18 protein-coding genes and 1 pseudogene are annotated in these 26,402 nt (G+C 70.6%); 11 read left to right on the top strand and 8 right to left on the bottom strand.

The window, feature by feature from the left end; genetic code table 11:
- Window positions 1–272, top strand: a pseudogene (locus tag KZ820_RS08165) (DUF5009 domain-containing protein); the annotation flags it as partial.
- Window positions 273–1,387: 1,115 nt separating this feature from the next.
- On the opposite strand, the gene KZ820_RS08160 reads toward KZ820_RS08165, so the two are convergent.
- A complete protein-coding gene (locus tag KZ820_RS08160) occupies window positions 1,388–2,782 on the bottom strand; it encodes a purple acid phosphatase family protein (protein WP_219748019.1) in 1,395 nt (464 codons plus the stop codon).
- A complete protein-coding gene (locus tag KZ820_RS08155; protein WP_219748018.1) occupies window positions 2,782–5,607 on the bottom strand; it encodes a TonB-dependent receptor in 2,826 nt (941 codons plus the stop codon). Before KZ820_RS08155 ends, KZ820_RS08160 begins: the two co-directional genes overlap by 1 nt.
- A gap of 223 nt (window positions 5,608–5,830) precedes the next feature.
- Here KZ820_RS08155 and KZ820_RS08150 point away from each other — a divergent pair, with 223 nt between their 5' ends.
- The 6 genes from KZ820_RS08150 (at window position 5,831) to KZ820_RS08125 (ending at window position 13,451) form a co-directional block, all read left to right on the top strand.
- The gene (locus tag KZ820_RS08150) at window positions 5,831–6,349 is read left to right on the top strand and encodes a YfiR/HmsC family protein (RefSeq protein ID WP_219748017.1); all 519 of its coding nucleotides are present in this window, start codon (window positions 5,831–5,833) and stop codon (window positions 6,347–6,349) included.
- A gap of 2 nt (window positions 6,350–6,351) precedes the next feature.
- Window positions 6,352–8,400, top strand: a complete 2,049-nt coding sequence (locus KZ820_RS08145) for a TonB-dependent receptor plug domain-containing protein (protein WP_219748016.1) — start codon at window positions 6,352–6,354, stop codon at window positions 8,398–8,400.
- Window positions 8,401–8,425: 25 nt separating this feature from the next.
- Window positions 8,426–10,207 carry a methyl-accepting chemotaxis protein gene (locus KZ820_RS08140; protein WP_219748015.1) on the top strand — a complete coding sequence of 594 codons (1,782 nt, stop codon included), beginning with the start codon at window positions 8,426–8,428 and terminating at the stop codon, window positions 10,205–10,207.
- A 306-nt stretch (window positions 10,208–10,513) separates the two neighbouring features.
- Window positions 10,514–12,469, top strand: coding sequence for a heme lyase CcmF/NrfE family subunit (locus tag KZ820_RS08135; RefSeq protein WP_219748014.1), 1,956 nt, complete (start codon window positions 10,514–10,516; stop codon window positions 12,467–12,469).
- Window positions 12,466–13,053 carry a DsbE family thiol:disulfide interchange protein gene (locus KZ820_RS08130; protein ID WP_308462162.1) on the top strand — a complete coding sequence of 196 codons (588 nt, stop codon included), beginning with the start codon at window positions 12,466–12,468 and terminating at the stop codon, window positions 13,051–13,053. Before KZ820_RS08135 ends, KZ820_RS08130 begins: the two co-directional genes overlap by 4 nt.
- Window positions 13,050–13,451, top strand: a complete 402-nt coding sequence (locus KZ820_RS08125) for a cytochrome c-type biogenesis protein (protein WP_308462161.1) — start codon at window positions 13,050–13,052, stop codon at window positions 13,449–13,451. Before KZ820_RS08130 ends, KZ820_RS08125 begins: the two co-directional genes overlap by 4 nt.
- A gap of 103 nt (window positions 13,452–13,554) precedes the next feature.
- On the opposite strand, the gene KZ820_RS08120 is transcribed toward KZ820_RS08125, so the two are convergent.
- Together KZ820_RS08120 and KZ820_RS08115 are read right to left on the bottom strand one after the other, a co-directional pair.
- Entirely contained in the window at window positions 13,555–14,088 is a 534-nt protein-coding gene (locus KZ820_RS08120) for a hypothetical protein (protein ID WP_219748012.1), read from the bottom strand.
- Between the two features lie 186 nt (window positions 14,089–14,274).
- A complete protein-coding gene (locus tag KZ820_RS08115; protein ID WP_219748011.1) occupies window positions 14,275–14,712 on the bottom strand; it encodes a hypothetical protein in 438 nt (145 codons plus the stop codon).
- Between the two features lie 308 nt (window positions 14,713–15,020).
- Between KZ820_RS08115 and cysQ the strand changes: the two genes are divergently transcribed.
- Genes cysQ through cysN form a run of 3 tightly spaced genes read left to right on the top strand, consistent with a single transcriptional unit; the run spans window position 15,021 to window position 18,700 of the window.
- Window positions 15,021–15,839, top strand: coding sequence for a 3'(2'),5'-bisphosphate nucleotidase CysQ (gene cysQ, locus KZ820_RS08110; RefSeq protein WP_219748010.1), 819 nt, complete (start codon window positions 15,021–15,023; stop codon window positions 15,837–15,839).
- Window positions 15,840–15,852: 13 nt separating this feature from the next.
- Entirely contained in the window at window positions 15,853–16,749 is an 897-nt protein-coding gene (cysD, locus tag KZ820_RS08105) for a sulfate adenylyltransferase subunit CysD (protein WP_219748009.1), read from the top strand.
- Between the two features lie 43 nt (window positions 16,750–16,792).
- Complete coding sequence (cysN, locus tag KZ820_RS08100; RefSeq protein ID WP_219748008.1) at window positions 16,793–18,700, top strand: sulfate adenylyltransferase subunit CysN; 1,908 nt, start codon at window positions 16,793–16,795, stop codon at window positions 18,698–18,700.
- 13 nt (window positions 18,701–18,713) lie between these two features.
- On the opposite strand, the gene KZ820_RS08095 is transcribed toward cysN, so the two are convergent.
- Window positions 18,714–20,804, bottom strand: coding sequence for a TonB-dependent siderophore receptor (locus tag KZ820_RS08095; protein WP_308462160.1), 2,091 nt, complete (start codon window positions 20,802–20,804; stop codon window positions 18,714–18,716).
- 144 nt (window positions 20,805–20,948) lie between these two features.
- Here KZ820_RS08095 and KZ820_RS08090 point away from each other — a divergent pair, with 144 nt between their 5' ends.
- Window positions 20,949–23,012, top strand: a complete 2,064-nt coding sequence (locus KZ820_RS08090; protein ID WP_219748007.1) for a TonB-dependent receptor — start codon at window positions 20,949–20,951, stop codon at window positions 23,010–23,012.
- A 187-nt stretch (window positions 23,013–23,199) separates the two neighbouring features.
- Here the strand turns inward: KZ820_RS08090 and KZ820_RS08085 are convergent, their stop codons facing one another.
- From KZ820_RS08085 to hppD, 3 genes are all read right to left on the bottom strand, one after another.
- A complete protein-coding gene (locus KZ820_RS08085) occupies window positions 23,200–23,568 on the bottom strand; it encodes a Rieske (2Fe-2S) protein (RefSeq protein WP_219748006.1) in 369 nt (122 codons plus the stop codon).
- Complete coding sequence (gene hmgA, locus KZ820_RS08080) at window positions 23,565–24,851, bottom strand: homogentisate 1,2-dioxygenase (protein WP_219748005.1); 1,287 nt, start codon at window positions 24,849–24,851, stop codon at window positions 23,565–23,567. The genes KZ820_RS08085 and hmgA overlap by 4 nt, the downstream gene beginning before the upstream one ends.
- A 199-nt stretch (window positions 24,852–25,050) precedes the next feature.
- Complete coding sequence (gene hppD / locus KZ820_RS08075; protein ID WP_219748004.1) at window positions 25,051–26,115, bottom strand: 4-hydroxyphenylpyruvate dioxygenase; 1,065 nt, start codon at window positions 26,113–26,115, stop codon at window positions 25,051–25,053.
- Window positions 26,116–26,402 lie beyond the last annotated feature (287 nt).

Raw genomic sequence — 26,402 nt, 5'->3', positions numbered from 1 at the left:
AGCTGCGCGGCGCGCGGCTGGGGCGCGGCTTCCTTCAGATGCTCGGCCGCAACCCGCTGGCGCTCTACCTCTTCTCCGAGCTGCTGGTGGTGACGCTCGAGTTGATCCAGGTACGTCCCGGCATGGGGTTGTACCATTGGGTCGGGCTCGAGCTGTTCCAGCGGTTGGCGCCGGGGCCACTGGGGTCGTTGCTGTGCGCGCTGACCTACACCTCGGTCTGCTGCCTGTTCGCGCGCGCGCTCGATCGCCGCGGGATCATCCTGAAGGTGTGAGATCGACGTCCCTGTCGCCACACGTTGCTTCACCCGCTTACCCGCTTACCCGCTTACCCGCTTCGCACTCGGACCGCGGTGGCCTGCTCGGTCACCAGGGGCGCCCAGATTTGATTTGAACGGTCACAGCTCGGGTGAGGCGGCGACGCCGGCATCTCGCCGCGAGGTCGAGCGGCGCAGCCTGTCGAGCGTTCAACACCGACACGTCGTCGTTGATCCACGTCGGTTGAAACCGAGTTTCGTCATACGCCAGCGGCACGACGCCTCCACCCATGTACGTCAGCGGCATCAAGCGGGCCACGTCATCATCGGTAGGGCCAGACCAGACACGATCTCCCCGTCGCGCGTGGCGCGATCGACGATCATGGCCGTGGTCAGCATGCCATTGCGCCTGTCGTTTGAAACTGGATCTGATCGAATCTGGGATGGATCGTCAGCTAAGGGGTTGATTTGCCGCCGAGATCTGATGATCGTCTCGGGGAGCCGAGGGGCGGCGGTAAGGGGGCATGATCGTGATCGACGGTTTGAGTGCGCGCGCGCGCATGATCGCGCGAACGCTTTTCTTACTGCCATGCCACCTCATCGATCGGTTCAAAGCACGTGTGGTCCCCGCCGGCCGTTGCTGGCACTGCAAAGCTCCGATCGCAGCCGATAGGAGCAGTTGCGACGACTGTTGGAATGGGTCTCAGATCTAGCGGCGCACGATCCTCTGGAACCGTCGCATCACCTTGGGCAGGGGCGCGGCGACCAAGTGGGCGGCGGCGGTCGTCGAGCGAGAAGGCGGCCGTTGCTGATCGGCAACGCCGTCTATCTGGCGCCATGTGCCCGATCGAACGGATGATGTGCTCGGGAGCGGGCGGATGCGGCGGGCTTTCCACATGAGGAAGCATCGTCAACGCCGTGGATGACCGACTGATGGGTCCCCCACGCACGGCCAGCGCGCCGTCTACAGCGACAGGTCGGGTCAGAAGCTCTGGGCGGGTACATCACGACGAACACCGATCCAGAATGCTGGGACGTGCGTCCGCGCCGGCGCGGCGGGGGACCAAGGCGGCTCGGCTCCGTCGCTCGTAGCGTGTGCGCTCCCTCTGGTGCTGCCCCCACCAACTCAATCGTTATTTTTCCCGCGACACGCACGCCCCGCCGTCCGGGCCTATATCGCCGCGGCACATGCGCTCGGCGGGCAGCGCCACGCCCATCTCGCGCAGGCGGTTGCGCCCGTCCGCGCCGCGCTCCAGGTCGAAGCCGTCGTAGAGCGTCCCGCTCGCGGTATAGGTGCGGAAGCTCAGCCGCTGCTCCGCCACGTCGACGAGCTGGAACAGCTCGGTCGCCTCGGCGACGCGGTCGGGCTGCTTCAGTGCGCGATCGTTGAGGCCGTACATCTTCGACCCCGTCACCGAGACGAGATACACCGGCCCCTGCACCGCGCCCCCCGCATGCGCCGCGCGCGCCGCGTCGCGTCCCGCCTCGGCGGTCAGCCGGCTGTAGCAATGGTCGTGCCCCTGCAGCACCAGGTCGACGCGGCGCGCCTCGAAGATCGGCTTCCACGCCGCCTTGAGCACCTCGGTGTCCTTGGGCCGCGCGCAGGTGAAGATCGGCTGGTGGAAGAGGACGACGTTCCATTTCGCCCTGCTCGCCGCCAGCGTCGCGTCGAGCCATCTCGTCTGCGCGTCGAGCGCGCCGAGATCGAGCGCGGCGGTGCCGTCGAGCACGACGAAGCGCACGCCCTGATAGTCGACGTGGTAGCTCGTCGCCTTGACCGGATCGGCGCCGTTGCCCGGCAGCGCGAACTGGAGCGGCCAATAGGGGCCGAGCTTGCGGCTATCGCGCCCGTCGGGGAGAACAGTGTCGACATATTCGTGGTTGCCGGTCGCGGGCAGCTGCGGGGTCGAGGCATAGTTATAGCCGCCCGCCTGATTCCACTCGCCCCATTCGTCGTCGTGGTCGAGGTCGTCGCGCTGCGCGGCGAGGTCGCCGGCGTGGACCGTCAGCGCCACCTGTCCCGCCATGAAGCCCTGGCGGATCACGCGCGAGGCGTAGGTGAGGATGCCGTTCTGCGTGTCGCCGAGATAGAGGAAGCGGAACGGGCGGAAGCCGGTGGCGGCGGTGCGGAACTGGAACCACTCGCTCCAGCCCGCCGCGCCTTGCACGCGATAGGCGTAGACGCGGTCGGGCTCGAGCGCCGTGAAGCGCACCTGATGGTAGTTGGCGCTGCCGTTGGCGCTGTCGATCGCGCGCGTCGTCCCGATGACGGTGCGCGCCGCGCGCTCGAGCGTCGGCCCGTCCACCGCCAGCACGAGCTGCGCCGCCGCGCTCGCCTGCGCGCGGTCGGTGCGGAAGGCGACCGCCATCTCGCGCGACGGGTCGGCGCCGGCTGTCAGCACGATCCGGTCGGGGATCGCGCGCGGCGCATAGGGCGTGCCCGGCGTGCGCGGGATCGGCGGCGCGGGCGCCTGGGCGAGCGACGGCGCGGCGGCGAGCGCGGCGGCGCCGAGGAACAGCGCGCGCATCAGAAGTTCGCCCGCACGCCGAACTTCAGCGTATAGCCATATTCCTCGTACTGCAGCAGGCGGCGCGTCACCGGCGCGTTCTGATATGCGACGTACTTGGCGTCGTTGATGTTCACCCACTCGCCGAAGAGCTGGAGGTTGGGGGTGATGCGATAGCGCGCGCTGGCGTCGAGCTGGAAGTGCTGGCGCACGTAGCGATCCTCGTCGGCCACCGCCTGTACCTCGTCGAGGTACTTGTCGCGATAGGTGCCCGCGAGCCGGACGCTGACCGGCCCCTTCTCATAGCCGAGCACCGCGTTGAACGTGTGGCGCGACGAGGCCGGCAGCGGGATCGTGCGCAGGCCGCCGGTGTCGCCGTCGAAGGTCTCGCCGTCCGCGTCGGTGAACGTGTAGTTGAGGTTGGTCAGCAGCCCGTCGAATGGCGCGGGCAGCATCCTGAAGAGCTGCGAGAAGCCGAGCTCGACGCCGCGGATCCTGGCCTTGCCGCTGTTGAGCGGGATGTCGGCCTCGGTGAAAGCGATGCCGCGATAGCTGCCGTTATAGGGCGCGTCGTCGCCCTCGAACGTCACGGTCGTGATATAGTCCTGGATGTCCTTGTAGAAGAAGCCGGCCTGGAGCACGCTCGAGGTGTCGAAATACCATTCGGCGCCGGCGTCGAGGTTCCAGGCGCGATAGGGCTTGAGGTCGGGGTTGCCGAACGCGCCCTCCAGGTCGTCGCCGTCGCGCTCCAGCGCGAAGCGAGGCGCGAGCTGGCCGATGCTCGGGCGCACCAGGCTGCGGAACGCGCCCGCGCGCAGCACCAGCTCGGGGGTCGCCTCGTAGCGCACCACCGCGCTCGGCAGCCAGTTGGTGTAGCTGCGGCGGATGCGGTTCGCCGTGACGAGCAGCTGCTCGCCCGGGTCGCCGTCCTCGTTCAGCGTCACCGTGCTGCCGCGAATGTCATTGCGCGTATGCTCCATGCGCACGCCGCCGATCAGCCGCACCGGCCCGGCCTGGTAGCGGCCGAGCAGATAGCCCGAGTAGATGTCCTCGCCGACCGCATAATCCTCGGCGAGCGAGGCGAAGTCGGAGCCGAGCGAGTCGCGCTCGAACGCGGCCGCGTTGGCGTCGAGGAAGCCGCGCTCGCCCTTCTTCGCCACCACAGAGCCGAGATCAGCGAGCCGATAGGTCTGGCGGCCGACCACGTCGGCCAGCGTGAAGTCGCCGTCATAGCCGTCGAACGTGTCGACCTGGAGATCGTAGGTCTTCTGGCGCAGCCGCGCCTTGCCGCCGGCCTGCAGCTCGAACGTGCCCTCGGCCAGCGCGAAGCTGCGAGTCACGTCGCCCCGGAAGTTCCACTCGCGATCGACCGAGCGGCTCAGCGTGGTGCGGTCGAAACTGTCGAAGCCATATTCGGCCGCGTCGTCGAACGCCGCCGCGCTGGCGCCGCCGACCGCGAAGCGCGGGCGCAGGTAATCGCCATAGTCGAAGGCGACGCTGAGGTCGTCGCCGTCCTCGCCGTCGAAGTCGCGGCGGAAGGTGATCGGGTCGATCGAGCCGCTCTCCAGCTCGGAGGCGCGCGACCAGGCGGCGCTATAGCGCAGCCGCCACGGTCCGGTCTCGGTCTCGCCGCCGACCGAATAGCTCTGGATCACCTGCTTCTCGAACCGGTCCTTCAAGTCGCGCTCGACGCGGATGCGACCGTCGGCGCTGTCGAAGCTGGCGCCGGAGGCGGTGGAGCTGGCCGGATCGGCGTCCATCTCGAAGATCAGCCGGCGGCGATCCTCCTGGTCGGAGAAGCGGTTGTAGATGCCGCGCGCGTAGAGCCGGGTCGAGGGCGCGGGCTGCCAGTCGAGCGAGAGCGAGCCGCCGGTGCGCAGCCGGCGCACGTCATAGTCGCGATACTCGACCGCATCGGCGAAGCCGTTGCCGGCGTCGTCGGTCGTCCAGCCGTCCATCTCGATATTGTCGGTCTCGAACTTGCGCAGATAATAGGACGCGCCGCCCGAGATGCCGAGATTGTCGGCGAATTTCTTCGAGAAGTTGACGCTGCCCTTGGGCGTCACCTCGCCGGAATAATGGTTGTACGAGCCCTCGATCGAGCCCGCGAGCAAGTCCTTCTTGCGGTCGAACGCCGAGGTGGTGTTGATCTCGACCGAGGCACCGATCGTGTCGCCGTCCATGTCGGGGGTGAGCGACTTCTTGATCTCGATCGACTCGATCAGCTCGGACGCGACCACGTCGAGCGCGACCGAGCGCGTGTCGGCCTCGGGCGCGGGCACGCGCACGCCGTTGATCGAGGCGGCGTTGAGGCTGGGATCGAGCCCGCGCACCGCGACGAAGCGCCCTTCGCCCTGGTCGTTGAGCACGTTGACGCCGGGCGCGCGGCGCACCGACTCCGCGGCGTTCTGGTCGGGAAATTGGCCGATCGAGTCGCGCGTCAGCACGCTCTCGACGCCGTCGGCGCCGCGCTGGCGGCTGAGCGAGCTGGCGAGATTGGCGCGCTGGCCGGTGACGAGGATGTCACCCCCGCCGCCGACCGCGACGTCCTGCGTCACCATGCCGCTGGCATCGACCATGATCGGCGTGTCGATCGCGTCGGCGCCGGTGTAGCGCACGCGCAGCGTGTATCGGCCCGTCGGCACGTCGCTGAAGCGATACTGGCCCGCGCTGTCGGCCTCGACCGAGCGGCCGAGCTCGACGATCGACACCTGCGCCGAAGGCAGGTTGCGCGTGCCGCTCGCGTCCGACACGGTGCCGGCGACCTGGCCCGCGTGGGCGATCGCCGGGTACAGCACCAGCGCCGCCCCGACCAACAGGCGCGCGCGCGCCTTCGTGCTGAACATGATTTCCCCGATTTCTGCTTTGTTCGAGGACGGTTAGAAGGGGCGTGTGACGGTCCGGCGAAGCTTGTGTTGCATGCACATTACGACACAATCGGCGATGCGCCGGCTCGTATCGGCGAAAGGTGAGGCGGCGACGCTCCCCCCGGTCGCATCCTCACCGCGCCGTTAATCATATGGTGACCCGGTTCGCCTAGGTCCGCCCCAGGCTTTGGGGTTGAGTCACGTGAGAGAGTTGATCGGGGCGGCGATGGTGGCGGGCAGCGTCGTGGCGCCGCTGCCGCTGCAGGCGGAGTTGAACGTACCGATCGCGGTTCGGGTGGTGTCGTTCCTGCAACCGCCACCGAGCGGCGTCATGCCCGCCGCGATCGTGGTCGCGCCGGGCAATGCCGCCTCACTCGCCGACGCCGCCGCGATCGAGCGTGCGCTCGGCGGTGGCGCCACCGCCGGCAAGGCGACGCTTCGCACCAAGCGGGTGCCGGTCACCGCGCTCGATTCGCTGACCGGCTATCGCGTCGCCTTCGTCACCGCGGGGACGCGCGAGGATCAGGGCGCGATCGCTGCGGCTGCCGCGCGCAGCTCCGTGGTGACGATTACCTCGGACGACGCCTGCGTCCAGGCGGCGCGTTGCGTCGTCGGGATCGGCAGCGGCGCGCGCGTCCAGATCACCGTCAACCGCGCTGCCGCGCGCGCCGCCAACGCGCGCTTCGGCTCGGCCTTCCTCATGCTCGTCAAGGAGATCTGAGCGTGACCGCGCTCATGCTCCGCCGCGCGCTCGCGCTCGGCGCCGCGCTCGCCCCGATCGTGGCCGCGGCGCCGGCGACCGCACAGGCGGTGGACTATTCCGCGCTCGAGGCGATGATCGGCGAACCCGTCACCACCAGCGTGATTGGCAAGCCGCAGCGTGCCTCCGAGGTCGCCGCCTCCGTCACGATCATCACCGCGGATCAGATCGCGCGCTCGCCCGCGCGCGATCTGCCGGGTCTGCTCAAGGGCTATGCCGGGGTCGACGTCAACCGCTGGACCGCGGGGCAGAGCGACGTCGCGGTGCGCGGCGGCGTGCAGACCTACAATGCACGGCTGCTGGTGCTGGTCGACGGGCGGCAGGTCTATCTCGACCATTACGGCCTGACCGACTGGAACCTGCTCGGCGTGCAGCTCGAGGAGATCCAGCAGATCGAGCTGGTGCGCGGCCCCGCCGCGGCGCTGTTCGGCTTCAACGCGGCCAGCGGCGTGGTCAACATCATCACCAAGCGCGGCGGCGACTCGGCCTCGGCACGCGCCACCGCCGCGGCGGGCGACCACGGCTTCTCGCGGCTGGCGGGCACCGCGATGCTGCCGCTGGGCGGCAGCGTGCGCGCGCGCGTCAGCGCCGGGCGGCTGCGCGAGGACGAGCGCCGCCTGCCCGCCGGGCTGCTCGCGCCGACGCCGATCGTCGATGTCGCCGCCGACCAGGTCGCCGGCGAGCTGAGCGCGCGATGGGGCACCACCGAGGCGGTGCTCGGCGGCGGCTACGCCAGCAACGAGCAGATCGAATATCTGCCGAGCCAGCTGCTCTCCAACCAGCACTACCGCAGCAGCAACGTCCACGCCGGGCTGACGCACGACACGCCATGGGGCGGCGCCACGCTCAACGGCTACGTCAACTGGCTCGACGCCGACTATGGCGAGGAGGGCAGCGACGGGGTCAATCGCGTCAGCGCGCCGATCGAGAACCGGCTGGTCGCGGTGAAGGCCGCGGCGCTCTACCGGCTCGACACCGACGACACGCTGCGCGTCGGCGGCGAGTATCGCAACAGCCGGATGCGCGGCCCCGCGCAGTTCGCTCGGACCATCGCCTATGACGTCGCCTCGCTCGACGCGATGCTCGACCTCCACCCGCTCGACCGCGTCGGCGTCAGCGCCGCGGCGCGGGTCGACCGGCTGTGGCTGGGGCAGTCGGGCGTGATCGCGCAGCCGGTGCTCGACGACCCGGCCGCGTTCGACCGCGCGTTCACGCGGCTCAGCTTCAACGCCGCGCTGGTGGTGCGGACCAGCGCGAACGGTCGGCTGCGGCTGAACGGCGGTCGCGGCTACCAGCTGCCCTCGCTGGTGAGCTTCGGCTTCCGCCTGCCGCTGGCGGTGCCGACGCCGGTGCCGATCGTCATCACCGGTTCGCCGCGCATCCGCCCGGTGGCGGTATGGAGTGGCGAGCTCGGCTATACCCACGCGCTCGGCGCGACGCGGCTGGAGGCGACCGCTTTCTACACGCGCACCAACGACGCGATCGCCTCGCCGGGTGACGGGCTGGAGCCGCACCTCGACCTCTTCCTGACGCCGGCGCCGGTACTGGCGGCGCGCTTCGCGGCGGTGGGTGACTATGCCACCTACGGCACCGAGTGGCAGGCGAGCGGCCGCGTCGCCGCGCTCGACTGGCGGGTCAATTACACCTGGACCGCGACCGACGGCGATCTCGCCGGCACGACGCTGCCGATCCCCTACGCGCTCGCACCGCGCGCGACGACACCGCGGCACAAGGCCAATGCCGCGCTCGGCTACGACGGCGGCCGCTGGTACGCGAGCGCGCTGGCGCGCTACACCTCGGCGACGCGGCAGTTCGCCTTCTCGACGCTGCAGCAGCTGCGTCTGTACCGGGTCGACGATGCGGTCGCGTTCGACGCGCGCGCGGGTTATCGCCTGAGCAGCGCGTTCGAGCTGTTCGTCGCGGGCGAGAACCTGTCGCTGGGCGACGGCGCGGCAGGCTCGCCGATCCCGGCCGACCGCCGCGTGCGCGGCGGCCTGCGCGTGACGCTGTGAGCGGGCGGAAGGCGACCCCGGCGCGATGCTGAGCCTGCTCTCCGCGCTGGCGGACCGCGTCGAGCGGCGCGCGCGGCTGGCCGACCGGCCGATCACCGCCAAGGTCGCGGCGACGCCGCTGCTGATGCTGGTGCTGTTCGCGCTCATCGCCGCGCTGAGCGCCACCGCGCTGGTGGTGGCGGACCGCAGCGTCAACCGCATCGTCCAAGTCGACATGCGCGACCTGAGCCAGCTCAACGCGGTCGCGCTGCGCTTCGAGATGGCGGACTCCGAGCTCTACCGGTTGCTGATCGCCAAGGCCGCCGCTCCCGCCACCGACGTGCCGACTCGCGCCGCGGCGGTGGAGCGCGACCTCGACGGCGTGCGCGACGCGCTGCTGCGCTACCGCGCGCGCCACCCCGGCGAGCGCGCCGCGCTGGACGGCATGCTCGCCGACCTCGGCGAGTATCGCGCTACCGTCGGCGTGATCACCTCGATGCTGGAGATCGACTTTGCCAGCAGCGCCGCGATGGTGGCGCCGTTCCGCGAGAACGCACGCCGGGTGGAGCGGCGGCTCCGCGCGATGACTCGCACGGGGGTGGCGCGCGCCGACGCGGGCGCGGCCAGCGCCGTCTTCGCCACCCGCGCGACGCTGCTGGCGATCGTGCTGGTGTCGTCGCTCGCGGCGGCGCTCGGCGTGGCGATGGCCTATGTGATCAGCCGCTCGACGGTCCGCTCGATCACGAGCATCGCCGCCGTCACGGAGGCGGTGCTCGCCGGCGACACGCCGGACCTCTCCGCGCTGCGCCGCCGCGACGAGCTGGGGCAAATGGTGACCGCGCTGCAGCGCTTCGACCAGCAGCGCGGCGAGGCCGAGCGACTGGCGGCCGAGACCGCACGGCTGCACGAGGAGGCGCGTCGACAGGAGAGCCGCCGTGGCGAGGAGGTGGCGCGCGCGACCCGCGCGGCCGAGGCGCACCGCCGCGAGACGCTGCGATCGCTGGCGCAGACGTTCGAAGAGCAGGTGGCGGGCGCGATCCGCGAGGCGCAGGCGGCGATGGCACACCTCGATCGCAGCGCGCGCGATCTCACCGACTCCGCGGGCGGCAACCGCGCGCTCGCGGCCGAGCTCGACACGATCGCGCACCAGTTCAGCGAGGAGATGCGCGAGGCGAGCGAGGCGACCCGATCGCTCGCGGGCGCGTTCGAGAACATCGACCAGGAGGTGGAGGGGACCAGCCGCGCCGCGCGCTCGATTAATCGTCATGCCCAGGGCGCACAGGCCGCTGTGGCGCAATCGCAGCAGCAGGCAGCGACGATCGAGCAGATCGTCGACGTGATCGACGCGATCGCGCAGCAGACCAACCTGCTCGCGCTCAACGCGACGATCGAGGCGGCCCGCGCCGGCAGCGCCGGAACCGGCTTCGCGGTGGTGGCGGCGGAGATCAAGTCGCTGTCGAGCCGCACCGGCGCCTCTACCAGCGACGTGCGCCGCACGATCGAGGCGGTGCAGGGCACGATCGGCACGATGGTGTCGAACACCGACAGCCTCGGCGCGCTGATCGCCGGGATGGACGAGGGGGCGGGGCGGGTCGCGCTGATGTCGCGCGGCCAGACGCGCTCGATCGACCAGCTCAATGCGCGGATCGGCGAGGTGCGCGAGCGCAGCCAATCGCTGGCCGCGGCGAGCGAACGGATCGGCACCTCGGTGCAGCGCAACCTTGCCGCGGTGGAGCATTTCCGCGACGCCTCGCGCACGCTCGACCGCACGCTATCGCTGCTGGCGGGCGACGCGCAGCGCTTCACCCAGACCCTGCTGGCAGGGTAAAGGAGGGGCCGGCGCCTGACCGTGGCGGACCTCGGCGCGGCGGCCGTGATCACCGCCGCGGTAAGGGGGAGCATGCCTCGCACGCCCAAGCCTGCCGGCCGAACCGTCCCGCTGTTTCGACCCGTCGCCCGAACTCAGACGGGGCCGGTGGTGCTGAGGGACGCGCGCTTGCCGCCGTCGCCGCGGCACGCCGAGGATCAGCTGTCCGAGCGCGACGCGCCAAGGCGGAGAAGGAGCCCAATCCGCCTCGACGCTCCGCCGCCGCGCCGCTAAAGCCCTGCGCGTGTTGCCCGCGTTTCTCCTCGCATGACCGCCGAGACCGGCCTCGTCGCGCTCTGGCTCGCCGCCGCGCTCGCGCTGGCGCAGCTCGTCCTCGGCGCGCTCGCGCTCAAGCAGGGCGCCGACGCCGCGCGCGCGGCGCCGACGGTGCGCGCGGTCGCCACCGTCCAGGGCGTGCTCGCGCTGATTGCGATGGCGGCGCTGATCGCCGCCTTCCTCGCCTCGGACATGTCGGTCGCGCTGGTCGCCGCCAACAGCCACTCGATGAAGCCGACGCTCTACAAGTTCGCGGGCGCGTGGGGGAACCACGAGGGCTCGATGCTGCTGTGGGTGACCATCCTCGGCCTCGCCGGCGCGGCGGTGGCGCGGCTGGAGCATCGCCTGCGCGCGGACACGTTGGTCGCCACGCTCGCGGCGCAGGCGACGATCGCGCTCGGCTTCTACGCCTTCCTGCTGTTCGCTTCCAACCCGTTCGCGCGGCTCGACCCCGCGCCCGCGGACGGCGCCGGGCTCAACCCGCTGCTGCAGGACCCCGGGCTCGCCTTCCACCCGCCTACGCTCTACGCCGGCTATGTCGGTCTCTCGGTGGCCTTCTCCTTCGCGGTGGGCGCGCTGGTGACGCGCGACGTCGGCGCCGCCTTCGCGCGCGCGATGCGTCCGTGGGTGCTCGGCGCCTGGATCTTCCTGACGCTCGGCATCACCGCGGGCAGCTACTGGGCCTATTACGAGCTCGGCTGGGGCGGCTGGTGGTTCTGGGATCCGGTGGAGAACGCCAGCCTGATGCCGTGGCTCGCCGCCACCGCGCTGCTCCACTCGGTGAGCGTGCTGGCGACGCGCGACGGGCTGCGCGCCTGGACCGTGATGCTCGCGGTGGTGGCCTTCTCGATGAGCATGATCGGCACCTTCCTGGTGCGATCGGGCATCCTCACCAGCGTCCACGCCTTCGCGGTCGACCCGCGCCGCGGCGCCTTCATCCTGGCGCTGCTGGTGATCTACATCGGTGGCGCACTGCTGCTGTTCGGGCTGCGCATCGGCACGGTGCGGCAGGGCAAATTGTTCGAGGCGGTCAGCCGCGAGGGCTCGCTGGTCGCGAACAACCTGCTGCTCACCGTGATCCTCGGCATCGTGCTGATCGGCACCTTCTACCCGATCGTCGCCGCGGCGATGGGGGTGCAGCTCTCCGTCGGTCCGCCCTTCTTCGACTCGACAGCGGGGCCGGTGGCGCTGCTGCTCGTCGCGGTGCTCGCCGCCGGGCCGGTGATGCGCTGGCGCCGCGACGAGCCGAGCGAGGTGGCGCAGCGGCTCTTTCCCGCGATCGCCGCCACCCTGTTCGCGGGGGTTGGCGCCTTCGTGCTGGGCGGGCCGATCGCGCCGCTGCCGCTGCTCGGCATCGCGCTCGGCGTCGGCCTCGCGGTGGCCAGCGTCGCGCCGCTGGCGAAGCGCAACCTGCGCCGCGCCCCGCTCCAGCTGTGGGGCATGGTGGTGGCGCATCTCGGTGTCGCGGTGTCGCTGATCGGCATGGCGGCGAGCACCGCCTACACGCAGGAGCGGCTGGTCGCGGTCGGCACCGGCGACCCGGCGCGCGTGGCGGGCTTCACCGTGCGGCTGGAGGGCGTGCGCCCGCTGGTGGGGGATAATTGGACCGCGCTCGAGGGCCGGCTGGCGGTGACGCTCGACGATGAAGCGATCGCGGTGCTGCGCCCGCAGGTGCGCTATTTCACCACCCCGGTGACGACCACCAACGAGAGCGCGATCCTGACACGCTGGGACGGGCAGCTCTACGCCGTGCTCGGCACCTTGGGCGAGGACGGGCGCTGGCAGCTGCGGCTGTGGTGGAAGCCGATGGTGACGCTGATCTGGTTCGGCGGTTTCCTGATCGCGCTGGGCGGCGCGCTCGCGCTGGTAGGGCATCAATGGCGGCTGTGGCACCAGCGCCGCCGCGCCGACGCGCTCGCCGAGGGCGTCGCCTGGGGCGCGGCGTGAGCGCGGGCGTCGATCCGGCTGCGGGCGCGGGCCCGCGCCACGCGCGCTGGCTGCTGTGGCTGCCGCTCTGTGCCTTCGGCGTCGTGCTGGCGGTGGTGCTGTGGGGGCTGTGGCGTCCGGCCGATCGCACCGTCTACTCGGCGATGGTGGGCAAGCCGCTGCCCGCGTTCACGCTCCCCGCGATCGCGCCGGGCAAGCCGGGCGTGACCGACGCCGACTTCCGGCGCGGCGCGCCGCGGCTGCTCAACGTCTTCGCCAGCTGGTGCGTGCCCTGCGTCGCGGAGGCGCCGCAGCTGCTGACGCTCAAGGCCGCGGGCGTGCCGATCGACGCGGTGGCGATCAAGGACACGCCCGCCGACGTCACCGCCTTCCTCCAGCGCCACGGCGACCCTTATGCCAGCGTCGGCAGCGACCCGCACAGCCGACTCCAGCTCGCGCTCGGCTCGTCGGGCGTGCCCGAGACCTTCGTGGTCGACGGGCAGGGGATCATCCGGCTCCAGCACGTCGGCGATATCCGCGCCGAGGACGTGCCGGAGCTGCTCCAGGCGCTCGCCGAGGCGCGGACGCCGGGGACGGCGCGGTGAGGCGCGGCGCGGCGCTGCTGGCGCTGTGGCTGGCGGTGCCGGCGATGGCGCAGACCGCGCTGCCGCCGCTCGCTTATACCCAGCTGCGCGACCCCGAGCAGGAGCGCCAGGCGCGCGCGCTGATGGAGACGCTGCGCTGCCTCGTCTGTCAGGGCCAGTCGATCGCGGACAGCGACGCCGACATGGCGGGCGAGATGCGCGCGCTGGTGCGCCAGCGTGTCGCGGCGGGGGAGTCGCCGCGCGCGGTGCGCGACTGGCTGATCGCGCGCTACGGCGATTACGTCAGCTACGACCCGCCGGTGTCGCGCGCCACGCTGCCGCTGTGGCTGGCGCCGCTGCTGCTGCTCGCGATCGGCGTGGTGGTGGCGCGCGGCTCGTTCCGGCGGCGGGGGCGTTAAGGCAGGGCACTCGTTGCTGTCGGCGAGCCTCAACCCACCCGCGCCGCAGCGTTTCACCAGCCTCGCCATCAGCCAAATCTCGAGTGCCAGTTGAAAGTCTCTCTTAGGCGGTGATCGAGCGCCGCACCGCGGTGGGGCGGGGCGTGTCGCGCTCGCGCACATACGCCAGCCCGCGTTTCAGCCAATCCTCGGGGAACGGCTTGCCGTTCTTCTCGAAGTCCTTGAACACGCCGCGCAAGTAGCTTTCGGTGATGTCGCCGACGAGAAGGCCGAGCGATCGATCGGTCTCGATGCGGTCGGCAATCTTCATGATCATCTTAGAGACTTCGTAGGACACCGGGTTGCCATCATCGTCAACCACTGTCGTGCCACCATCGAAGGCGATGAAATTATAGCCGGTCATGGCCTTGATCGTGTCGACGTCGTCCTGCGTGTAGCCATTTGAAACTCCTTTGCCAGTTGGACGGAGCGGATGAGAAATCGATTCTTTCATCCACTTCGCCATCATCTGATCATCGGTAAGCGGCTTTGTGAAGACCGAAGGAACCTCGACGTCTAGGAAGCGTAGAAGTCGAGGCGCGTCGCGCGGTATAAGAAGGTTGCCGAGCTGCGCCGCTCGCTCTTCTACCGAAATCACCGGTGCTTGCCTCTGGGAATCGGTGTTTGCGATTATTCTTCGCGTATTGAGCACTTCTCTAATGCTGGAGGTATGGAGCGGTGCGATAGTCGGTGAAAGGCTATGAGCTTGGCTAATTTTCATAAACTCTCTCTACGCGAGCACGGGGGCGGAGCACGCCCCGCTCCCGTGCTACGAAAATTAGTGTCAGTAATATACTTCTAGACGGGTCTGCTGCCTTGAGGTGTAGTTTGATTGAAATCTCTGATAAACATCCGTTTTGATCTTGATTTTAAGATAAAAAACTGTTGTTGCTTTTCGTCCTGAAAATTGGCTCGTACTGCCTTTGTAGTCGGTGAAATCGCCCGTGCATCCGCTCGATCCTTCACCTTTCACGCACAACTCGACTGCTATTGAGTCGTTGCTAAGGCCGTAATCTCCTACCGCCCAGGTGACGTGGTCAATTGAGCCGCTATCAGGAACGCTGCTGGGTACGCTAAAATAATCGGTTTCAAAGAAGTCGTTCGAATCACCGATAGCTGGCGTCTGTGTGTCCGAACCATAGCTGGCGGAGATACTGGCCGTGGCCGGCGTCGCCGCCAGGGACAGGGCCGCTGCCATATTGATCATCATGCTGTGCTTCACGTGCGCCTCCGTTGCGAGAAGGGTGTGACATCGAGCGGGAGGGGCAATGCCTCGTCCTACTTGGTCTCATATTAGGACGGGCGCGCGGTCCAAAGTCGGCGCGCTCCTGAGAATAACTCTCAGATTGGCGCAATCGACCTAACCCTCTGGCGCCCGCGCGGCTCGAGCGCAGCCCCGCTCATTCCGCCCCCGCCGCTTCCAAACGGCGTACCCCGCCCGCCCTATCGCCGCCGCCCAACCCCAACTTGCGGAGGATCGCGCTTATTCTTGCTGGTCGCGGCGCGCGTGCCACGCCACATACAATGCCCATGACCGACATCACCGACCGTCCCGCGCTGCTCGCCGCGATCGTCGCGCTCGCCGAGGCGGGGGGCGATATCGTGTGGCGCCACTTCACCGCCGGCTGCGCGGTGATGCACAAGAGCGACGAGAGCCCCGTCACCGCCGCCGATCGCGACGCCGAGGCGGCGATCCTCGCCGGGCTCGCCGTCGTCGCCCCTACGATCCCGGTGGTGGCCGAGGAGCAGGCCGCGGCGGGCGACATCCCAGCGGTGGCCGACGCCTTCTTCCTGGTCGACCCGCTCGACGGCACCAAGGAGTTCGTCCGCCGCGGCGACGACTTCACCGTCAACATCGCGCTGGTCGAGCGCGGCGTGCCGACCATGGGCGTGGTCTATGCCCCCGCGCGCGACACGCTCTACTGGGGCGACGTGGCGCAGGACGCCGCCTGGACGGCGGCGCGCGCGCCGGGCGGCCCGCGCGGCACGGCACAGCTCATTCGCGTCCGCACGTGCGGCGGCAAACCCTGTGCGGTGGCGTCGAAGAGCCACGCCATGCCGGGGCTCGACGAATGGCTCGACGCGGGCGGGGTGAGCGAGCGCGTCGCGGTCGGCTCCAGCCTCAAGTTCGCTTTGGTGGCGTGCGGCGAGGCCGACGTCTACCCGCGCACCGGGCCGACGATGGAGTGGGACACGGCCGCGGGCGACGCGGTGCTGCGCGCCGCGGGCGGGCGCACGCTCGACGTCGACGGCGCGCCCTTCACCTACGGCAAGCCGGGCTATCGCAACGCCGGCTTCGTCGCCACCGGCGGCTACCAGCCCGCGCCGCTGCGCCCCTACCTCCGCTGAGAGCCGCCCGACGATGACGCTGACCCACCTCGACCGGCTCGAGGCCGAGAGCATCCATATCCTGCGCGAGGTGGTCGCGGTCGCGGAGCGGCCGGTGATGCTCTACTCGATCGGCAAGGACAGCGCGGTGATGCTCCACCTCGCGCGCAAGGCCTTCTATCCCGCGCCGCCGCCGTTCCCGCTGCTCCACGTCGACACGACGTGGAAGTTCCAGGCAATGTACGCGCTGCGCGACCGTGCCGCGCGCGAGGCGGGGATGGAGCTGATCGTCCACCGCAACCCCGAGGCGCTGGCGCGTGGGATCAACCCGTTCGATCACGGCGCGCTCCACACCGAATTGTGGAAGACCGAGGGGCTCAAGCAGGCGCTCGACCTGCACCGCTTCGACGCCGCGTTCGGCGGCGCGCGCCGCGACGAGGAGAAGAGCCGCGCCAAGGAGCGCATCTTCTCCTTCCGCAGCGCGACGCACCGCTGGGACCCCAAGGCGCAGCGCCCCGAACTGTGGCAGCTGTACAACGCGCGCCACGCCAAGGGCGAGAGCATGCGCGTCTTCCCGATCTCCAACTGGACCGAGCTCGACGTGTGGCAATATATCGCGCGCGAGAAGATCGAGATCGTGCCGCTCTATTTCGCCGCGCCGCGCCCGACGGTGGAGCGCGACGGGCTGCTGCTGATGGTCGACGACGAGCGCTTCCCGCTGGCGCCCGGCGAGGTGCCGGTGGAGCGCTCGATCCGCTTTCGCACGCTCGGCTGCTATCCCTTGAGCGGCGCGGTGGAGAGCGAGGCGGCGACGCTGCACGACGTGATCCGCGAGATGCTGCTCACCACCACCAGCGAGCGCCAGGGCCGCGCCATCGACCAGGACGCCGGCGCGAGCATGGAGCAGAAGAAGCAGCAGGGGTATTTCTGATGGGGGTTCGGGCGACGCGGATTGGCAACTCGGAACTCCGCGCATGACCAGCTACCAGCCCGACGCGCTGATTCGCGCCGACGTCGCCGCCTATCTCGCGCGGCACGAGGAGAAGTCGCTGCTGCGCTTCCTCACCTGCGGCTCGGTCGACGACGGCAAGTCGACGCTGATCGGGCGGCTGCTCTACGACAGCAAGCACGTCTTCGAGGACCAGCTCGCCGCGCTCGAGGATGATTCCAAGCGCGTCGGCACGCAGGGCGGCAACATCGACTTCGCGCTGCTGGTCGACGGGCTCGCCGCCGAGCGCGAGCAGGGCATCACGATCGACGTCGCCTACCGCTTCTTCGCCACCGAGACTCGCAAGTTCATCGTCGCCGACACGCCCGGCCACGAGCAGTACACGCGCAACATGGTCACCGGCGCCTCCACCGCCGATCTCGCGGTGATCCTGGTCGACGCGCGCAAAGGCGTGCTGACGCAGACGCGGCGCCACTCCTATCTCGCGCAGCTGCTCGGCATCCGCCATGTCGTGCTGGCGATCAACAAGATGGACCTTGTCCACTACGACCAGGGCGCGTTCGATCGCATCCGTCTCGCCTATCGCGCCTTCGCCAGCGAGATCGGCATCACGGACTTCCGCGCCATCCCGGTCTCCGGCCTGGGCGGCGACAATATCGCGACGCGCAGCCAGTACATGGACTGGTATGACGGCCCGACGCTGATCGAGCATCTCGAGCAGGTGCCGGTCGACGCCGACCGTGCCGCGCGCGCGCCGTTCCGCCTGCCGGTGCAATGGGTCAACCGCCCCGACCTCGACTTCCGCGGCTTCGCCGGCACGATCGCGGGCGGCGCGGTGCGCCCCGGCGACCCGGTGCGGATCGTCCCCTCGGGGCGCACCACGACGGTCAAGCGCATCGTCGCGCTCGGCGGCGACCGCGACCGCGCGGAGGCGGGCGAGGCAGTGACGCTGACGCTCGCCGACGAGGTCGACTGCTCGCGCGGCGACGTCATCGCCGCGTCGGACGATCCACCCGAGGTGGCGGACCAGTTCGAGGCGACGTTGGTGTGGATGGCGGAGGAGGCGATGCTGCCGGGGCGCAGCTACGCCTTCCAGCTCGCCACGCAGAGCGCCTCGGCGGTGCTGCGCCAGCCCAAATATCAGGTCAACGTCAACACGCTGGAGCAGACCGCGGCGCGCACGCTGGAGCTCAACGCGATCGGCGTGGCGACCTTGTCGCTCGACCGGCCGATCGTGTTCCAGCCCTATGAGCAGAGCCGCGAGCTGGGCGGCTTCATCCTGATCGACAAGGCGACCAACGCCACCGTAGCGGCGGGGATGATCCGCTTCGCGCTGCGCCGCGCCAGCAACGTCCACCGCCAGCCGACCGACGTCTCGCGTGAGAAGCGCGCGGCGCTCAAGAATCAGCGGCCCGCGGTCCTGTGGTTCACCGGCCTGTCGGGGGCGGGCAAGTCGACCATCGCCAACCTGGTCGAGAAGAAGCTGGCGCGGATGAACCGCCACACCTTCCTGCTCGACGGCGACAACGTGCGCCACGGGCTCAACCGCGACCTCGGCTTCACCGACGCCGATCGGGTAGAGAACATCCGCCGCATCGGCGAAGTGGCGCGGCTGATGACCGACGCGGGGCTGATCGTGCTGACCGCCTTCATCTCGCCGTTCCGCGCCGAGCGCGACATGGTGCGCGCGATGCTGCCCGAGGGCGAGTTCGTCGAGGTCCATGTCGACACGTCACTGGCGGCGGCGGAGGCCCGCGACGTCAAGGGCCTGTATGCGAAGGCGCGCGCCGGCCAGCTGGCGAACTTCACAGGGATCGACAGCCCCTACGAGCCGCCCGAGGCGCCCGAGCTGCGCGTCGACACCGCGGCGGAGAGCGCCGACGCGGCGGCGGAGCGAATCGTGGCGTGGCTGCTGGAGCGCGAGGAGGCGTAGACGTACCTCGATCTCACCCCGTGATGCGCAGCCCCACGCGAACAGTGCGCGGCGCGCCCGGATAGATCCACACCCGGCTGTACGAGCTGGCGGCGTAGCGCGCGTCGAACAGATTGTCCGCCTCGGCGCGCACGCTCCACCGCGGCGACAAAGCATATTCCGCCGCTGCCTTGGCCTTCACATAGGCCGGCAGCACGACATAGTCGCGCTCGATCGAGCCCGCGCGCGCGCCGACGTAGCTCACTCCCGCGCTGAGCGACGCGCCGCGTCCTCCCGCGTCAAGGAAGCGGCCGAGCGCGAACAGCCCGGCGCCGTGGTCGGGCACGTTGAGCGCGCGCTCGGTCGGGAAGCCGCTGTCGTCGACGCGTGCGCGCGTCCAGGCGTAATGCGCCACCAGCTGCCAGCGATCGTCGACGCGCAGCGCGGCGTCGGCCTCGATCCCGCGGCTGCGCAGCGAGCCCACCGGGGCGAGGAAGTTGGCGTCGACCGGGTCGGTGGTGAGGATGCCGCGCTTGCGGATGTCGAACCAGCTCAGCGTCAGCTCGAGCCCGCCGCGACGCACCGACGCGCCCGCCTCGTAGCCGCTGCCCTCCTCGGGCGCGAAGCCCTGACCGAACCGGTCGGTGCCCGAGTTGAGCACCATGTTCTCGCCCCAGCTCGCGTGCAGCGCGACCGTGTCGTCGAGGCGGTAGCGCGCGCCGACCCGCAGGCTCAGCGGCGTGCCGATCGCGCGACCGGTCGCGCCGGTATTGTTGTTGCGGATGCGCTGGCGATAGGCGTCGAGCCGCGCCGCGCCCGACAGCGCGAGGCGGTCGGTCGCGTCCCACAGGTCCTGGACGTAGAGCGTGCCGGCCCAGCGCTTCTCGCGATTGTTGGTGAAGGGCAGCAGCACCGGCGGCGCCTGCCCGTAGACGGGCGCGCGCACGTCGACCGCATAGGGCGCGGCGGCGCTCGGATTGCGGCGCATCCAGCGCTCGGCATAGTCGAGCACATAGCCTTTCACCCCGATCGCCGGGCGGTGGCGGCCGAGGCGGCCGCTGAGCTCCGCGCGCGCCGACCCATCGTCCACCGCGAAGTCGCGCGAGCGGCGCTGGCGCCACAGCCGCTCGCCGACCAGCCGCGCCGCGTCGGAGGAGAAGCCCTTGAGCGTCCCGGTGCGCCACGCCGCGCCCGCGGTCAGCGCCCAGCCGTCGCCCAGTGCGGCGTCGGCGGTGAGCTGGTGGCGCTGGTTGCGGAAGCGCGTGACGCCGTCGCCGGGCTCGCCGTAGAAGGCGGCCCGCGGCGCGGCGTTGGCGTCCCCGTCGATCGCCGGGACGCCGCGGTCGAACGGCGTATCGAAACGCGTGATCTCGCCGACGTACGTGAGCGCGAGCGCGCCCGGCCGCCACGTCAGCGAGGGCGCGACGGTGCGGCGGCTGAGGTCGACCCTGTCGCGCCAGCCGTCCGACTCCTCCGCCGCGACGACGATCCGCGCGGCCAGCGTCGGCGCGAGCGGCGCGGTCGCGTCCAGCTCTGCGCGACGGGTGCCGAACGAGCCCACCCCGAGGGTGGCGGAGGCGGCCGGGGAGAACGCCGGTGTCTTGCTGACGAGGTTGACGCGACCCGCGGGATCGATGTCGCCGAACAGCGCGCCGGCCGGACCCTTGAGCAGCTCGATCCGCTCGGTGGTGGCGGGATCGCGCGGCGGCGCCATGCCGCGGTTGGCGAGGAAGCCGTCGACATAATATTCCGCGCCGCCGTCGGGCGTGCCGAGGAAGCCGCGGATGGCGAAATTGTCCATGACGCCGCCGCGGTTGTTCTGCTGGCTGACGCCGCTGACCAGCTCCAGCGCGTCGGACAGGCGGTAGGTGCCCGCCGCGGTGAGCAGGTCGCGCTCGATCGCGCGGCTGGCGGGCGAGAGCCGCTCGGTCGCGGCGCCGGAGGAGAGCGCCGCGTCGGCGGGGGCGCGGCGCGTGCCGAGCACGACGATGTCGCCGGCCGGCGAATCCTCGGTGTCGTCGCGCTCGGCGTCGGTCACTGCCGGCGGCTCCATGGCAGGCTCGGCGGTGGCGGGGGTGACGACGAGCAGGGCAGAGGAGAGCAGGGCAGTAGGACGACGGGTCACAATGGATATCCGATATGTTGTATCATCTCCGTCGCGGAAGTGGTCGAGGGTGTCAACCGACCACCGCGCGACCTTGCCGCGCACGATCCCGATCAACCAATACGCCCTCGCGCCCCACTGCTTGCTCCGCTACGCCCGGCGCCCATGCGCAAGCTCCTGATCCCCGCCGCCATTCTCGCCTCCGCCCCGGCCGCGGCGCAGGACGCCCCCGCCGCCGGCCCCGAAGCGGACGTCGTCGTCACGGGCCGCGGGCTCGACGAGCGCGCGGGCGATCGCGCCTTCTCGATCGTCACGATCGATCAGGACCGACTGCGCGCCAACGCGAGCGACCGACTCGAGAGCGTGCTCGCCGACGTCGCCGGGCTGCAGCAGTTCCGCCGATCCGACTCGCGCTCGGCCAATCCGACCAGCCAGGGCATCAGCCTGCGCGGCATCGGCGGCAACGCGTCGAGCCGGGCTTTGCTGCTGCTCGACGGGGTGCCGCAGACCGACCCGTTCGGCGGCTGGGTGCCGTTCCCGGCCTATGCCACCGACCGGCTCGGCCGCGTGCGCGTGACGCGCGGCGGCGGCAGCGGCTATCTCGGCGCGGGCGCGCTGGCGGGCACGGTCGAGCTGGAGAGCGCCGACCCGCGCCAGCTCGCCCCGGTGACGGCGTCGGTCGCTTATGGTTCCCGCGACTCGGTCGACGCCAATGCCTCGGCGACGCTCACCAGCGGCCTGGGCTTCGCCACGATCTCGGGCGCGTACCAGCGCGGCGACGGCTTCACCCCCACGGTGCGCGAGGACCGCGGCCCCGCCGACCGGCCGGCGCCGTACGAGCAGGCCTCGGGCGCGGTGCGCGGGGTGATCGCGCTGGCGCCCGCGGTCGAGCTCCAGGCCAATGTCTCCGCCTTTACCGACACGCGCGAGCGCGGCACCGCCTTCACCGACAATCGCAGCGAGGGCGCCGACGCCAGCCTGCGCCTGGTCGGACGAGGCACCTGGGGCTTCACCGCTCTGGCCTACCTCCAGACGCGCGCCTTCGCGTCGCGCTTCGCCAGCGTCGACGCCGCGCGCACCCGCGCGACCGAGACGCTGAACCAGTATAACACGCCCGCGACCGGCACCGGCGCGCGGCTCGAGATCGCACCACCGGTGGGCGAGGGGCGCGAGCTGCGGCTCGGCGCGGAGTGGCGCGACGTCAGCGGGCGGACGCAGGAGCTGTACACCTTCGTCAACGCCGCGCCGACGCGCCGCCGCGTCGCCGGTGGCGACCAGCGAACGCTCGGCGCCTTCGCCGACGCCAGCGCGACGCTCGGCACGCTGACGCTCACCGCGGGTGGACGCGTCGACTGGTGGAAGATCGACAACGGTTTTCTGCGCGAGACCCCGCTGGCGGCGGGCGCGGCGCTGACCGACGCGCGCTTCGCCGACCGCAGCGGCAGCGAGGCGACCGGGCGGGTCGGAGCGGCCTGGGCGCCGGTCAACGCGGTGACGTTCCGCGCAGCGGGCTATCGCGGCTGGCGGCTGCCGACGCTCAACGAGCTCTACCGCCCGTTCCGCGTCGGCGCCGACGCCACTGCCGCCAATGCGGCGCTGTCGCCCGAGACGCTCACCGGCATCGACGGTGGCGTGACGGTGACGCCGCTCGGCGGCGTGGCGCTGACTGCCACCGTCTTCTGGAACCGGCTCGACGACGCCATCGCCAACGTCACCGCCGGCAACGGCCCGGGGACCTTCCCCTGGGTCGGCTTTGTCGCGGGAGCGTATCGCGTGCGCCAGAACCTCGACTCGATCCGCTCGCGCGGGGTCGAGCTCGACGCGCGCTGGACGCTCGGCGCGGTGACCGCCTCGGGTTCGTGGAGCCACGTCGACCCGCGCGTGTCGGCGAGCGGCGCGGCCGCTGCGCTCGACGGACTGCGCCCGGCGCAGACGCCGCTCGACCAGCTCTCCGCGACGCTCGGCTGGCGGCGCGACCGGCTGGCCGCGTCAGCCACGCTGCGCCACGTCGCGCGCCAGTTCGAGGACGACCAGAACCTGCGCGCGCTGGCGCCGGCGACCACGCTCGACGGCTATCTCGCGCTGCCGCTGACGCGGACGATCGCGGTGGAAGCGCGCGCGGAGAACCTCTTCGACGAGCGCGTCGAGGCGGGCATCAGCGGCGCCGACGTGGTGGAGCGCGCAGCGCCGCGGACCTTGTGGCTGGGGCTGCGCTTCCGGGGCGGGTGAGGCGGTTCTCCGCGGAGCAGGTGACGCTCTCCTCGCGCCGTGTCCTTGGACAGGACCCATTTTCACGCTCCCCTCCCCTTCAGGGGACGGGTTGGGGGTGGGGCCTATCCGCGGACGGTCGCTCGCGGCAACGCCCCACCCCGACCCTCCCTTGAAGGTGAGGGAGAGTCGATCACCCGGCTCAGCCTCACCCCGTCACGATCACTCCGTCGCGCACCGTCACCGGCCATGCCGCCAGCCGCGCCCCCACGCACGGCCCCGCGACGCAGATGCCGTCCTCCGCGCGGAACAGCGCGCCGTGCCACGCACAGCGCACGTGCCCGGCGGCGACATAGTCGTCTAGCCGCTGCGCCAGCGGCAATCCGGCGTGCGGGCAGCGGTCGACATAGCCGAATACCGCATCCCCGCGCCGCACCACGAAGCCGTGGAAGCGCCCCGCGCGCAGCTGGAGCACGAAGTTGCGCGCGGCGCCGTCAGCGATCGCGGTGAGCGGTGCCAGCGTCACCCCCGGCGGCGTGGCCTCCACGCGCGCGCCCGCTGGCGCTCCCTCGCTCATCCGCGCGGCGGTACCTGCGCCTTGGGGAAGTCCTTCCACACCGCGTCATAGTCGAGCTGCGCGTGGGCGAGCGCGTGCGCGGTCGGACGGTAAGGCCAGCAGCTCTCCAGCATGAACGCCATCGTGCCCTCGATCCTGTGCGGCCTGAGCTCAGCCTCCGAGGCGCCGCGCCAGCTCGCCAAGTCCGGCCCGTGCCCGGCCATCATGTTGTGGAGCGACACGCCGCCGGGGCGGAAGCCCTCGGCCTTGGCGTCATAGGCGCCGGTGATCAGCCCCATCGCCTCGCTCATCACGTTGCGGTGGAACCATGGCGGGCGAAACGTGTCCTCCGCCACCATCCAGCGCGGCGGGAAGATCACGAAGTCGGCGTTGGCACGCCCGGGCACGTCGCTCGGGCTGGTGAGGACGGTGAAGATCGACGGGTCGGGATGGTCGAAGCTGACCGTGTTGATCGTCATGAAGCGCGCTAGATCGTAGCGCCACGGCGCGAGGTTGCCGTGCCATGCCACCACGTCGAGCGGGCTGTGGTCGAGCGTGGTGGTCCACAGCGTGCCGAGGAATTTCTGCACCACCTCGGTCGGCCGGTCCTCATCCTCGTAGCGCGCCACCGGCGTCTCGAAGTCACGTGGGTTGGCGAGACCGTTGGCGCCGATCGGGCCGAGATCAGGCAGGCGGAACAGCGCGCCGTGGTTCTCCGCGACATAGCCGCTGGCCTCGCCGTCGGGCAGCGTGGCGCGGAAGCGCACGCCGCGCGGCACCAGCGCGACCTGCCCGGGCGCGACCTCGACGCGGCCGAGCTCGGTGTCGAGCCGCAGTCGGCCCGCCTGGGGCAGGAACAGCAGCTCGCCGTCCGCGTCCATGAAGACGCGGTCGGTCATGTCGCGGTTGGCGGCATAGACGTGGAGCGCGACGCCCTCAAGCTCGGCGGGATCGCGGTTGGCGAGCATCGTCACCAGGCCGTCGACTAGGTCGGTCGGCGCGTCGGGCGCGGGGAGCGGGTCCCAGCGCAGCCGGTTGGGCGCGAGTGGCGCGGCGTCGTTGGCGGGGGCGAAGCGCGCGGCGCCGTCGTAGCGGCGATATGGCGGATGCTCGGCGGTGGGATGCAGCCGGTACAGCCAGGAGCGGCGGTTCTCGTGGCGCGGCACGGTGAAGGCGGTGCCCGAGAGCTGCTCGGCGTAGAGGCCGAAGGCGGGCTTCTGCGGCGAGTTGCGCCCGATCGGCAGCGCGCCGGGCACCGCCTCGGTCGAGACATGATTGCCGAAGCCGGGGATATAGTCGCTCATGCGCCGCTCCTCTCGATGGTTGTCACGGGTCCTCCGTCATCCCGCGAAGGCGGGGATCCATAAACGCCGACGACGGTGCAAGAAGCGCGGCGCCAGCGCGTCTGGATCCCCGCCCGCGCGGGGATGACGGTGATAGAGAAGCGGTGGCGTCGATTTAGAAGACGCGCCCGCTCCTCGCCACCCGCCTTCACCCGCCGCCTCACGCATCCACGGTGATCACCCCGCGGCGGATCTGGTCGAGCTCGATCGACTCGTACAACGCCTGGAAATTGCCGTTGCCGAAGCCCTGGTTGCCCTTGCGCTGGATGATCTCGAAGAAGATCGGCCCCACCATCGTCTCGGTGAAGATCTGGAGCAGCAGCCCCTCCTCGCCGACGTTGCCGTCGATCAGGATGCGGTTCCTGCGCAGCCGCTCGAGGTCCTCGCCGTGGTTCGGCACCCGCTGATCGACCAGTTCGTAATAGGTCTCGATCGTGTCCTGCAGCTTCACGCCGCGCGCGCGCAATTTCTCCACCGTGGCGTAGATGTCATCGGTGGTGAGCGCGAGATGCTGGATGCCCTCGCCGTTGTAATCGCGGATGAACTCCTCGATCTGGCTCTTGTCGTCCTGGCTCTCGTTGAGCGGGATGCGGATCGCGCGATCGGGCGCGATCATCGCCTGGCTGAACAGCCCTGTCGCCTTGCCCTTGATGTCGAAATACTTCTGCTCCTCGAAGCCGAAGATCTGGCCGTAGAACTCGGCCCACACGCGCATCTGCCCGCGGCGGACATTGTGGGTGAGGTGGTCGAGCAGGTCGAGCCCGACGTCGTTCGCCGCCATCGCCTCGACCGCGCCGGGCACCGGATCCCAGCCGTCGTAGATCGACCCCGCCGCGCCGTGGCGGTCGACGAGGTACAGCAGCGAGCCGCCGATCCCCTCGAGCGCTGGGACGTCGTCGAGCGCCCGGCCCGCCGGCGCCGGCTTCGCCCCGCGGCCGATCGCGGCGTCATAGGCGGCGCGCGCGTCCTGGACCCGGAACGCCATCGCGCTGGCCGACGGGCCGTGCGCGGCGCGGAAGTCCGCGGCATGGCCGCTTTCCTCGCGGTTGATGAGCAGGTTGATGCGGCCCTGCTGGTAGCGGGTCAGCGCGCGCGTGGGATGAGTCGCGGTGGCGACGAAGCCGAGCGCCTCGAACTGCGCCGCCAGTGCGTCGGCGTCGGGCGCGGTGAACTCGCAGAACTCGAAACCATCGAGCCCCATCGGATTGACGTCGATATGCTGCATGGTCGGCCTCGCAATGGTATCTCGTGAGACGATATCAGCTGAGACTAGGTGCGGTCAACGCGGGGCGCGGCGATAGCATGTTCACGCGTGCCCCGGCGACGGCCGGGGATCAGCGGGGTGACGTCGATGAGCGCCACCACGGCCTTCCGCCTGAGCTCCGGCCTTCGTCGGGCCAGAGGAAGAAAGGAACCTTGGCACCGCCGCCCTCGCGAAGCGGGCGTCATCCCGGACACGCGGCAGCGAGCCCGCTTCGGCAGTCGTCCCTGTTGACAAGGGAACGCCCGCCG

Source organism: Sphingomonas citri, from assembly GCF_019429485.1.
Classification (GTDB): Bacteria; Pseudomonadota; Alphaproteobacteria; order Sphingomonadales; family Sphingomonadaceae; genus Sphingomonas; species Sphingomonas citri.
Note: the sequence above shows the minus strand (reverse complement) of the source record. Positions and strands in the feature narration are given on the sequence as shown.